6 protein-coding genes are annotated in these 12127 nt (G+C 65.4%); 1 reads left to right on the top strand and 5 read right to left on the bottom strand.

Annotated features, from left to right (window positions below; translation table 11 throughout):
* Positions 1-2 precede the first annotated feature (2 nt).
* Positions 3-968, bottom strand: coding sequence for an NAD(P)-dependent oxidoreductase (locus ACQR1W_RS26205; RefSeq protein WP_434853529.1), 966 nt, complete (start codon positions 966-968; stop codon positions 3-5).
* A 24-nt stretch (positions 969-992) separates the two neighbouring features.
* On the bottom strand, positions 993-2294 hold the full coding sequence (locus ACQR1W_RS26200) for a M24 family metallopeptidase (RefSeq protein WP_434853528.1): 1302 nt from the start codon (positions 2292-2294) through the stop codon (positions 993-995).
* A gap of 115 nt (positions 2295-2409) precedes the next feature.
* On the opposite strand from ACQR1W_RS26200, the gene ACQR1W_RS26195 reads away from it, so the two are divergent.
* The gene (locus ACQR1W_RS26195) at positions 2410-3474 is read left to right on the top strand and encodes a LacI family DNA-binding transcriptional regulator (RefSeq protein ID WP_434853527.1); all 1065 of its coding nucleotides are present in this window, start codon (positions 2410-2412) and stop codon (positions 3472-3474) included.
* 14 nt (positions 3475-3488) lie between these two features.
* Here the strand turns inward: ACQR1W_RS26195 and ACQR1W_RS26190 are convergent, their stop codons facing one another.
* The 3 genes from ACQR1W_RS26190 to ACQR1W_RS26180 form a co-directional block, all read right to left on the bottom strand.
* Positions 3489-5039: an N-acyl-D-amino-acid deacylase family protein gene (locus ACQR1W_RS26190; protein ID WP_434853526.1), complete on the bottom strand. Its 1551-nt coding sequence runs from the start codon at positions 5037-5039 to the stop codon at positions 3489-3491.
* Between the two features lie 334 nt (positions 5040-5373).
* Positions 5374-5562 (bottom strand): hypothetical protein, encoded by a 189-nt coding sequence (locus tag ACQR1W_RS26185; RefSeq protein ID WP_008971421.1) that lies wholly within the window; start codon positions 5560-5562, stop codon positions 5374-5376.
* A gap of 130 nt (positions 5563-5692) precedes the next feature.
* Positions 5693-12112, bottom strand: coding sequence for an amino acid adenylation domain-containing protein (locus ACQR1W_RS26180; protein ID WP_434853525.1), 6420 nt, complete (start codon positions 12110-12112; stop codon positions 5693-5695).
* Positions 12113-12127: the final 15 nt, after the last annotated feature.

The raw sequence follows: 12127 nt of genomic DNA, 5'->3' as shown, positions 1-12127 counted from the left end.
GACTATCCCTCCGTCTCCAGCCCCGTCGGCATCGGCACGTTTTCGGAGCTCAGCTTGATCCCCGCGGCAAGCGCCACGGTCTCCAGCAGCGCCGCGAAATCCTTGTCCAGATAACCGGCGGGATCAGGCTGCAGGCTGGCTGCACCGACATGGGCCTGCAGCGCCTCGCGGGTCGCCGCCGTCACCGGCATTGCGACGTCGAGCTGACGCGCCGCCGCGAGACCGAGATCGAGATCCTTGCGCAGCAGCGTCGGCGTGAAGGTGGTGGTCCAGTCGAGATTGACCAGCGCATTGCTCTTGTACTTCGTGAACACCGAGCCCATCACGCTCGCATTCATGAAGTCGAGAAAGGCGTGGCGCGGCACGCCGGCCTTCTGTGCAAGAATGGTGATCTCGGCGAGGTTCTGGATCACGACGCCGAGGAAGACGTTGTGGGCGATCTTGCAGATGCGCGCGAGCTCGCCTTCACCCACATACGAGACGCCCGAGGCCGCGATCTTGGCGAGATACGGCTCGATCTGATCGAACGCTGCCTTCGACCCCGACACCACCGAGGACAGCTTGCCGGCCTTGACGCATTTGCCGTTGCCCGAGACCGGCGCGCGCACGAACTCGCAACCAAGCGCCTTCAGCCTTGCTGCGATGGCCTCCGATTGCTCGACGCCAATCGAGGAGCAGTCGACCAGGATCTTCGGGAGCGCGCCGGAGCTCGCCGCGACCAGGCCGTGCTCGCCGAAATAGACCTGCTCGAGATCCTTGCCGGTCGAGACCATCGAGAACACGATGTCGCATCCGGCAAGATCGCTCGGCCGATCGACGATGACACCCCCCTTGGCGGCCAGTGGCTCGGCCTTGGCGCGGGTGCGGTTCCAGATCGACACCTTGTGACCGGCCTTCAACAGCCGTTCGGCCATCGGAAAGCCCATACGGCCCATGCCGATCCAGCCGAGCGTGTGCGTCGCCGTCATCTGACTCTCCGTTATGTTATAGGCTCAGTAGCGGTTGGCGATCGGCAGCTCTTCCGCCGGGAACAGCGTGATCACCTGGCAACCCTTGTCGGTGACCACGACCTCCTCCTCGATGCGCGCCGCGGAGTAGCCGTCGGCCGCGGGGCAATAGGTCTCCAGCGCAAACACCATGCCGGTCTTGATCTCCATCGGGTTTTCCAGCGAGACCAGCCGCGAGATGATCGGACGCTCGTGCAGCGCAAGCCCCAGGCCATGGCCGAATTGCAGGCCGAACGCGGCCATCTCCGAAGGGAAGCCGAACTCCTCCGCCTTGGGCCAGACCTTTGCGACCGTGTCGGTCGAGACCCCCGGCTTGATCAGCGCGATCGCGTTGTCGAGCCATTCGCGGCAGCGCTTATAGGCGTCGTGCTGCACCGGCGTGGCGCGGCCGACATTGAAGGTGCGGTAATAGCAGGTGCGGTAGCCCTGATAGGATTGCAGGATGTCGAAGAAGGCCTGGTCGCCGGGGCGCAGGATGCGATCGGTGAAATTGTGCGGATGCGGATTGCAGCGCTCGCCCGAGATGGCGTTGATCGCCTCGACGTCGTCGGAACCCATCTCATAGAGCATCTTGTTGGCGAGCGCGACGATGTCGTTCTCGCGCACGCCGGGTTTCAGATGCTCGTAGATCGAATGATAGACGCCGTCGACCATGGCGGCAGCCTGGTTCAATAGCATGATCTCGTCGATATTCTTGATCTCGCGCGCGTCCAGCATCACCTGCTGACCGTCGACCACCTTCATGCCGGCCTTCTGCAGCTCGAAGAACATCGCGGTCTCCGCGAGGTCCACGCCGACCGGCATGTCGGCGACGCCGGCGGAGCGCAGCAGGCTCATCACCTCTTCGGCGTGCGCCTTCATCAACCCGACCGCGGGCGGCACGGTGCCGCGCATGCCGAGCATGCCAGCGCGGCAATTGTCCGGAGCCAGCCAGTCGCAATAGATGCGGTGGTGCACGGCCGCCGAGCCGAAATCCCACACGATCGGCTCGCCGTCGCCTGCCAGCAGCGCAAAGCGGCAGAGCTTATCGCGCTCCCATTCGCCGATCTTGGTGCCGGAGACGTAACGGATGTTGTTGACGTCAAACAGCAAGAGCGCGCCGCAGCCGGAGGCCTTCAGCGCCGCCCGCGCCCGCGCCAGCCGGTAGCGGCGCAGCCGGTCGAAATCGACGCGACGCTCGAAATCCACCGAGACGTGACCGTGCGAGGGAATCGCACGACCCCAGCGCCAATGCGGATCGAGATGTTCGGGGCTGACGAGATGCGGCTTGAGCGCGTTGGCGGCCATGTGCGGATCTCCGGCTTGCAATCGATTGCAACACGGGGTTTATTGCAGGTGGCCGAAGCCTGTCAAGGCGACGGGCGAGACAAACGTCGCTGCGTTGCGACATGAAGACACGCATATGAAACGGAACCCGGTGACATCGGCACGAAGGCGCGCAGCACATGCCGGCACATCGCGGCCGACCATCAAGGACATCGCCGAACGCTGCGGCGTGCACCCGTCGACGGTGTCGCGCGCCCTCAGTCCTGCCATGAAGCATCTCGTCGCGGATGAGGTCGCGCGGCGCATCCACGCCGCCGCCAATGCGCTCGGCTATCGGCTGAACACGGCGGCGCAAGGCCTGCGCACCGGCCGCAGCGGGCTGATCGGGGTACTGGCGCCTGACATCGCCGACCCCGGTTTTCCACCGATCCTCTCCGGCATCGCCGAGCAGCTCAATGCGAGCGGCTATGCGACGATCGTCGTCGACATCGGCACTGATGGCTCGCAGCAGGAGTTCGTCGACCGATTGATCGCGCGCGGGGTCGACGGGCTCGTGCTTGGCACGGTCGGCTTGCGCGACGCAATCGTGAGACATTGTCTGGATGCGGCGCTCCCGGTCGTCCTGGTCAATCGCGTCGATGCCGGCGCGCGGCTGCCGTCGGCTGCGAGCGACGACGAAACCGGCATGCGGCTCGCAGTCGAACATCTTGTTGGTCTCGGTCATCGGCGCATCGCCCACATCGCAGGACCCTCGAGCGTCTCGACCGGCGCCCAACGCCGGGCCGGGTTCGAAGCGGCAGCGAAGGATGCGGGGCTGCCATCGCCAGGCATCATGATCGAAACAGCCGAGACCTATACGCGTGAGGCCGGACGCCGGGCAGCGCTGCAACTGCTCGACCGCAAGACGCGGCCGACCGCGATCGTCGCGGCCAACGACCTGTTGGCGCTCGGTGTCTATGACGCGCTCGCCGCGCGCGGGCTTGAGTGCCCGCGCGACATCTCGGTGGTCGGGCATAACGACATGCCCTTTGTCGATATGGTCGCGCCGCCGCTGACCACGGTGCGCATCGCGCAGCGCGAGATGGGCGAAGCCGCGGCAAAGCTGTTGCTTGCACGCATTGCAGATCCCGCCGCCAAGCGCATGCACATCGTGCTGCCGCCGAGCCTGATCGTGCGTGGCTCGACGGCGCCGCCGCGCTGAGTTCGTCGCAGCCGCTAAAGAGACGCGGAGCTTCCCGGCGCGGCGCGGGTGATCACCTGCCCGGCGGTGGCGCCCTGGTGCGCGCCCTGCCACCAGGTCAGGGCGCCGTTGACGATCACTGCCTCGATGCCGGCCGCCGGCACGCAGGGCGCGTCATAGGTCGCGGTGTCACGGACGGTCGCGGCATCGAAGATGGTGAGATCGGCGTGGTTGCCGATCGCGATCGTGCCGCGCTGCTTGATCCCGAAATTCTTCGCGGTCAGTCCGCTCATCTTCCAGACCGCGGTCTCCAGCGGGAACAGCTCGAGCTCGCGGCAGTAATAACCGAGCACGCGCGGGAACGTACCCCACAGCCGCGGATGCGGCCGTTCGCCGAACGGCAGGCCGTCGGAGCCGATCATGGTCGGCTCGAACGCCAGGATGTTCTGCACGTCGGCTTCATCCATCGAGAAGTAGATCGCCGAGGCCGGCTGCAGCCGCTTCGCGGCCTCCAGCCGATCGACGCCCCATTCGACGGCGATGTCGGCAAGATCGCGCCCGGCCATTTCGGGATGTGGCTTCGAGGCGGCAACGACCACCTTCACCTGCAACTTGGCGGGATCAGTGTGCAGCATCGTCGATGAAGCATTGTAGGGATAGCAGTCCAGCGCGACGCATTGGCATTGCATGGCGCCGCGGAGCATGGGCAGCGTGAACTTGGACTTGCCGAAATTCGCCGGCCCGGCCAGCTTGTGATGCGAGATCACGACCGCCACGTCGAGCGCCCGGCCGATGGCAAAGCTCTCTTCGAGCGACTCGGCACAGCGGTCCGCCTCGTTGCGCATATGCGTCGCATACACCGCGCCTGTTCCGGTCAAAGGACGGCAGACCTCGATGATCTCATCAGTCGGCGCGGCTTCCGCGGGCGGATAATAGGTCCCGGTCGAGACGCCCAAGGCGCCTGCATCCAGCGCCTCCTGCACGAGTGTGCGCATCTCGGCGATTTCTGCATCCGTGGCCGCGCGATCGAGATCGCTCATGACGGAGGCGCGCAGCGCCGTGTGTCCTGCCATCGGCGCCACGTTGACCGAGGCCGGCGTGGCGCGCAGCGCACTGATGTATTCGGCAAAGGTGGCGAACTCGGTGTTCCGGCCGTCGCCGGAGGCGAGCAAGCCTAGCGGCATCGGTCGGGACGTCCCCGGCTTGAGTGGCGCAATGCTGACACCGCAATTGCCGGTGACGACCGTGGTCACGCCCTGCGAGATCTTGCAGACCATCTGCGGGTCGAGCAGCACCGCGCCGTCATCATGGGTATGGGAGTCGATGAAGCCCGGAGCGACGATCTTACCGTCAGCCTCAATCGTCCGCGCCGCCGGCTTGCCAGCGAGATCGCCGATGGCGGCAATCCGTCCGTCGCAGATGCCGACATCTGCCGCGAAGCGCGGCGCCTTGGTGCCGTCGATGACCGTGCCGCCGCGGATGAGAAGATCGAAAGCCCTGGCCTGCGCGCTGGACGTCTGTTCAGTCCAACTTGGCTCAGTCCCAGCTAGTTCAGTCCGCGTCTGTTCAACCGTCCTTTTAGCCATGGGCCCTCGCGCCAGCACCTTCTATGACATTCGTAACTTAGCGTTCGCATGTATGGCGACAAGACGCTGTCTTGCGAACGTCCGAAGTCACGAATTTCGGAAAAGTGATGAGCGCGATCCAGTGGGACGGTTCGAAAATCTGCTTCAGTATCACGGTTCAGGCGCGTCAACCGAATTTCGGAACCAAACGGCGCCAGAAGAAAGAACTTCCAGTGTCCTTTGATTCCGAAGTTCGCTTGCGAGATCGCTGAGCAACTGAAGCGAACTTCGGACTCAGGACACTAGCGGCCCCGGATCAGCGCGTTGACGCATGAAACGCCCGCGCGACCCAGGCTTATTTCTTCTTCTTGGACTTGGCCTTCTTGCCGCCCTTCTTGGCCCCCTTCTTCAGGGCGGCCAGGCCCTGATTGGCGTTCTTCAGAGCGTCCATCAGGTCCTCTTTTTGAGCTTCCAACAATTTCTGCAAGGCTTCCCGTTCCTCGTCGGACAGGGCACTGAAATCAATATATTTGACAAAGCCCATAGTAACCTCTTTCCTTCGGCTCGTGGTTGCCGGTTGCAACGGCGCGCACTCTTGCCCGACGCAAGCGAACAATCAAGATCGATTGCGCGGGACTCACAGGCGCGCGTCCCGGTTCGTCTTCACGAACCGGTCATGCCGCCCGGCGGGCGAGCAAGCGTGCCAATGACGTCTGGGGTCCCGCCGCTGCATTCTCGAGGATGGCGCAGAAATCCGCGACCCACTGCACCATCGTGCCGGCCTCGAACAGATCGGCCTTGTAGCCAAGCGTCCCCGTGATGCCCGACGGCCGCTCCTTGAGCATCAGACTGAGCCAAGTCTGATTGACGGGTAGCACCGGCTGGCCTTCGCGGAAAATATCCCCGAACGGCTTCACCGCGACATCAGCAAGTTTCAGCGGTTGCCGCAGCGGATTTTGCAAGGTGCAATAGACCTGGATCAACCCCGCGGGATCGATGCCCTCCTCTTCCGCCAGGCGCTCGGCCAGAACTTGGAACGGCAACTCCTGCCCGGCATGGGCATCGAGCACGGCGTGGCGCACCCGACCGAACGCCGCTGCAAACGACAGTTCGGGCGTGAGCCGGGTACGGATGATCACCGTGTTTTCCAGCGGACCGACCACGCGCTCCGCCCCTGGCTGCACACGATTGGCCATGGAGGTGGCGATGCAGATGTCCTGCCGCCCGGTCCGCATCAGGAGCAATGCATTGAGCGCGGTCAACAGGCCCATGAAAAGCGTCCCGTTCTGTGTTCTGGCGAACGCCTCCAGCGGTTTGATCAGGCTCCGCGTCAGCTGGACGGCTTCATGGCTCGTGCGCGCGCCAGGCCGCGCCGCGGCGCCGCCCTTGTCGCGGCCGAACATCGGCGTTGCGCCGCGCAGCGCCTCGCGCCATTCGCGTAGCTGCGCGGCGGCCTCACGGCTTGCGCACCATGCACGCTGCTGCCGGGCGAGATCGGCGAAGGCCGGCGCCAGCGGGACGCGCGGCTCATGCGCCGGCACCGACAAATAGGCCTGCGTGATCTCCTCCAGCACGAGTCCGATCGACCAGCCATCGACGACCGCGTGATGGAAGGTCAACAGCAGCACATGATCATCGGCTCCGAGCCGCAACAGCCGCGCGCGCAGCAGCGGCGCCTGGCCGACGGCGAATGGGGTCCAGGCCTCCTGCTGTGCCATCAGCTTGGCGGCGTTCAGCCGCAGCCGCTGACTCGCAGTGTCGTCTGCCTCTGCCGAGCCATCGGCGAGATCCTCCACGGACAGCAGTCCCCGCACCTGATCGGCAGCCATGAGTGTGGCCTGAGGCTCGTCGTCGCTCCAACCGAAGCCGGTGCGCAGGGCATCGTGACGGCGCACCACCTCGGCGAGACCGCGCGCGAGCGCGTCGACGTCCATCCGCCCGCGAAGCCGAAACGCGAACGGCAGGTTGAACTGCGGCAAGCCCGGAAGCGCGCGCTCCATTCTGATCATCTGCGCCTGCGCCATCGATATCTGCGGCCCCAAATCCTCTGGGAATGACCGAGTGGGCAGTGTCGGCGACTGGCCCTTCTCGGCGCGAGCCTGATCGATCCGCTGCGCAAACGCCGTCACAGTCGGCGCCTCGAACAGGACCTTCATCGGGAGCGACAGCTGCAAGGCGCCGGCGATCCGAGCCATGACCTGGCCGGCCAGCAAAGAATGCCCGCCGAGCTCGAAGAAATTGTCGGTCGCACTGACGCTGCGCCGCTTGAGCAGCTCGGCCCAGATCTCGCAAACGAGCTTCTCGGTCGCGTGACGCGGCGCAATCGGCGCCGGGCCTTCCGGGACATCTGCGATCGGCCGCGCCCGCAACGCCGCGCGATCCAGCTTGCCATGGGCATTCAGCGGCATGGAATCGAGAAACAGGAAAGCCGCCGGAATCATGTAGCCAGGCAGCTTCACCTTGACGAAGCTGCGCAGCTCGCTCGCGGTCAAGCGGCTTTCAGAAGCGGCCACGATGTGCGCGATCAGCCTGACGTCGCGGTCCGCTCCGCCATGCGGCTCGACGATCGCCTGACGCACCAGCGGATGGTCGAGCAGGACCTGCTCGACCTCCTGCAGCTCGATCCTCTGACCGAGGATCTTCACTTGGCGATCGATGCGACCGAGGCATTCGAAGGTGCCGTCCGCCCGCTGGCGGCCGAGATCGCCGGTGCGGTAGAGCCGCGCACCGGAATCGCCCGAGAACGGATCCGGCATGAAGCGTTCTGCCGTCCGCACGGGATCATTGAGATAGCCGCGGGCGACACCGGCACCGCCGACACAGATTTCTCCGATCACGCCGATCGGCACGGGCTGAAATTGCCCGTCCAGCACGTAGAGCTGCGTGTTCGGCAGCGGCCGGCCGATCGGCACGGCGCCGCCGGGCTCCGGCGCAGACATCATGCGATGCAAGGTGACATCGTCGGAGCATTCCGAGGCGCCGTAGGCATTCACCAGCGGAATCTTGGGAAAGCGCGCAAACCAGCTGCGGCAAAGATCGGCGGTGAGCGGCTCGCCCGTCGCGATCACGATGCGCAGGCCGGACAGCGCGCGCGCCACCGCCTGCTCCTCGGCTCGCTCGAGCAGTGCGCGAAGCAACGACGGCACGATCTGGAGCACGGTGATGCCCTGCGCCTCGACCTCCTGCGCGAGCAGAGCGGGATCCCTCATCACCTCGGTGGCGCAGACATGAACGCGGGCGCCGGCCATCAGCCCGGCCAAGCATTGCCACACCGCGATGACGAAACTCTGTGGCGCGGTCTGCGCGATCACGTCACCAGACTCCAGGCCAAACGCCGCGATCAGCGATCCCAAATGGTTTGCGAGCCCGCGCCGCTCGATCAAGGTCCCTTTCGGCTGGCCAGACGAGCCCGAGGTGTAGATGACGTAGGCAAGACTGGCCATCGCACGGCTCGGCAGCGGAGCGCGATCCGACGGCGGCCTCGCGGCCAAGTCCTCGATGGCCGCAACGCATGGCCGGGCCGCGATGGCAAGTTGATCCATCACAGGCTGCAGCGCCGCGGCCTCGTCGCGCGACGCCAGGATGAAGGCTACGCCGCTATCCTTGAGCATATGCGCAAGACGCGCCGCGGGCTGCGCAGGATCGAGACAGAGGAAAGCCGCGCCGGCGCGGTGCACACCCAGCATCGCTGCAATCAGGTTCAGCGTGCGCGCGCTCCATAGGGCGACCACCACGTCCGGCCCAATGCCTTCGCTGGCGAGCCGATCGGCTATCGCGATGCTCGCTGCCTCGAGCTCGCGATAGCTGAGCTGCCGCCGACCGTCCGACAGTGCGAAGGCCTCCGGATGGTGCGCGGCCTGAGCCGCGAGGCGCGCCGGCGGATCGCTTTGGGCTGCGAGATCGATCCGTGGCCCCGCCGTGCGCTCCAGGACTTCACATCGCTCCGATGCAGGTAGCATCTGCAGCTGCGCGATCGGCGCACCGGGAGCGTCGAGAATGGCCTGAAGCAGTGTGTCGAGCTGCGCAGCCATCCGCGCGATCGTGTCGGCTTCGAACAGATCGGTGCTGTATTCGAGAAAGCCCGAATAGGTTTCCCCGGCATCGTTGAGCTCGAGCGTCAGATCGAAGCGCGAAATGCCGGGATCGACATCGAGGAGTTCGACCGACAGGCCGGGCAACGTCGGCGCGGTGGTCGTGGCATTCTGCAGAATGAACATGACGCGAAACAGCGGCGCCGCATCCTGGCTCCGCAACCGCGACGAGGTCCGCAGCACCTCCTCGATCGGCAGATCCTGGTTGCGGTAGGCGTCGATCGTGACCCCGCGCACACGGGTGAGCAGCTCACGGAAGCTTGGATCGCCCGACAGGTCGGTTCGCAGCACGATCGTGTTGGCGAACATGCCGATCAACCGCTCGATCTCGACCTGGTTGCGGTTGGCGATCAGGGAGCCGACGGCCACATCCACATGACCGGTGAGGCGATAGAGAAGGCACTGGAAGGCGGCGAGCAATGTCATGAACGGCGTCACACCCTGCTCACGGCAGAACGCGCGGATCCGCTCCGACAAAGCTTGCGGGACAATCAGATGATGGCGGGCGCCCTGCCCGCTCGACTGCGCGGGGCGCGGACGATCGGTCCGCAGCGGCAACATCGTCATGCCGTCAAGCTGCGCATGCCAATAGGCCAGCTGCTGCTTGGCCGCGCGCGTGCGCAGCCAGCTCTGCTGCCAGGCAACGAACTGGCGATATTGAATCGCAGGCGGCGCAAGATTTTCGGACGCGAGACCATTCTCAGACGTAAGACCGCGACGGGACGCGTAGTACGCTCTGAGCTCGTCCCAGAACAGACGCTGGGACCAGCCGTCGGTTGCCACATGATGGATGCCGACCACCAGCCCGTGATCGTTCTCATCGAAACGAAACAGCCAGGCTTGAAATGGCGGCTCCTGCGCAAGATCGACGCGCCGTCGCATGATGTGCAACACGTCGTTGTGCAGCACGCCGTCGCGGTCGGCCAGCGAGGTGCCACCGCAGTCGACGTGCTGCAGCTGTGCCGGCGCAGGCTGCACGATCTGAACCGGGCGACCGCGCCGCTCGGAGAACGTGCTGCGCAGCGTCTCATGGCGCGCGCTGATGTCGGCGATGCTGGCCTGAAGCGCCGCACAGTCGAGTGGACCTTTGAGCCGCACCGCTTCCACGACGTTATAGTGGCAGCCGGTCGGATCGAGATTGCTCAGAAAGCGGATTCGCTGCTGCTGGAAGGATAGCGGTGCTGCGGCCTCATCGCGGACTGGCACGCGCCAGCGGGGCGCGGCAACATCGCGCCCTCGCCCGCCCGTCCGCAGGCGCGTCGCGAGCGCGGCCACGGTCCGCGCGTCGAACACATCCTGAAATGAAAGACTGGCCCGGAGCTGGTCGCGTACGCGCGACAGGAATTGCGTCACCAGAATGGAGTCGGCACCGAGCGCAAACACATCCTGATCGACGCCGAGCTCGCCGCATTCGAGCAGGCCGGCCCAGATGGCGGCGAGTTGCGTCTCCTCCTTCGTCCGCGGTGTCGCAGAGCCCACTAGGCGCGCGGCCGGAGCCGGCGCCGCAAATGTCCCTGCCAGGACACTCCGCTTGAGCTTGCCGCTCGCCCCTTTCGGCAGCGCCGCCGCAAAATGGATCACGCTTGGCACTTTATATCCGGCGAGTTGCGTACCAGCGAACTGCCGCAACTGGTCCGCATCGACCGTTGCACCTGGCTTCGGCACGATCGCCGCGGCGACCGCCTCACCAAGCCGCGCATGCGGCATGGCGAAAGCGGCAACTTCCAGAACCGCGGGGTGACGGAGCAGAGCCTGCTCGACCTCTTCCGGTGAGACCTTCTGCCCGCCGCGATTGATGATCTCCTTGATCCGGCCAACGATGAAGAGATATCCGTCCGCATCGAGATAGCCGAGATCGCCGGTCCTGAACCAGCCATCGCGAAACGCGGCGGCGGTCGCGGCAGGATCATCGCAATATCCGCGCGTCATTGTCGGTCCGCGCAGCATGATCTCGCCGCGCTGCCCCGCCGGAAGCGTCCGGCCCTGCTCATCCATGATCGCAATTTCCGGACCGGCAGATCGTCCGACCGACCCGACCTTGCGCAGCTCCAGCGGATTGGCCGCGATCTGTGATGCGCCCTCGGTCATGCCGTAGGTCTCGACGACAGGCACACCGAACAGCGCCTCCAATCCCTCCAGGACCGCCGGTGCCAGCGAGGATGATGCCGAGCGGATGACGCGCAGTGAACAATCCCGAACGGATTCCGGCTCGCGCTCGGCCGCAGAGAGCAGCGCCCGGTGGATCGCCGGCACCGCCGTGTACCAGCTCGGCTTCAGCGCGCGCAGGCAAGCAAGGAAGCTTTGCGGATCGAAGCCAGGCGTGCAGATCACGCTCGATCCGGCGCTCAGCGCGGTCAGCACGCCCGAGATCAGGCCATGCGCATGGAACAAAGGCAGCACATTGAGCAGGCGATCCTCGCCTGTCAGCCGCAACACCGCTCCTGCATTATAGGCCGAACGACAGATGTTGTCGTGGGTCAACGGAACCAGTTTCGGCCGCGAAGCCGTGCCCGATGTCAACAAAATGAAAGCGTCATCCTCGGCCGCAGCCGCACCCGCCGCCATCGCGGCCCGGATCGGACGCCCGGACAATACAAAACCGACACGGCCCGCCGGCGCAATGTCAATGACCGGAATCCCCAGCGTGTGCGCGACGCCGCGGCTGACGGAGGCCATATCCGCTCGCGTCACCAGGGCGGAAAGCCTGAGATCGGCGAAATAGCGTAGCAGCTCGTCGGCCGTGAAATCTGGATTGACGGGAACGCAGACCGCGGCTGTAGCAACGGCAACCAGGACCATCGCGTTCTCAGGGCCGCGCGGCAGCACGACCGCGAGCCGGTCGGCAGAGCCGAGACCCAGTCCGCGCAGATCGCGCATGACGTCAGACGTCAGTGTCCAGAGTTCGGCATAGCTGACGGCCGCTCCCGTCGACCCCAGAATCGCCGCACGATCGGGACTCATTGCTGCATGATATTGCAGAAGAGCTCCAATGCTCGAAAACAACGGCGTGTCGCCGGA

Origin of the sequence: Bradyrhizobium sp. HKCCYLS1011, assembly GCF_051167795.1 — a bacterium.
GTDB lineage: Bacteria > Pseudomonadota > Alphaproteobacteria > Rhizobiales > Xanthobacteraceae > Bradyrhizobium.
This window is presented reverse-complemented; position numbering and strand designations above follow the sequence as displayed.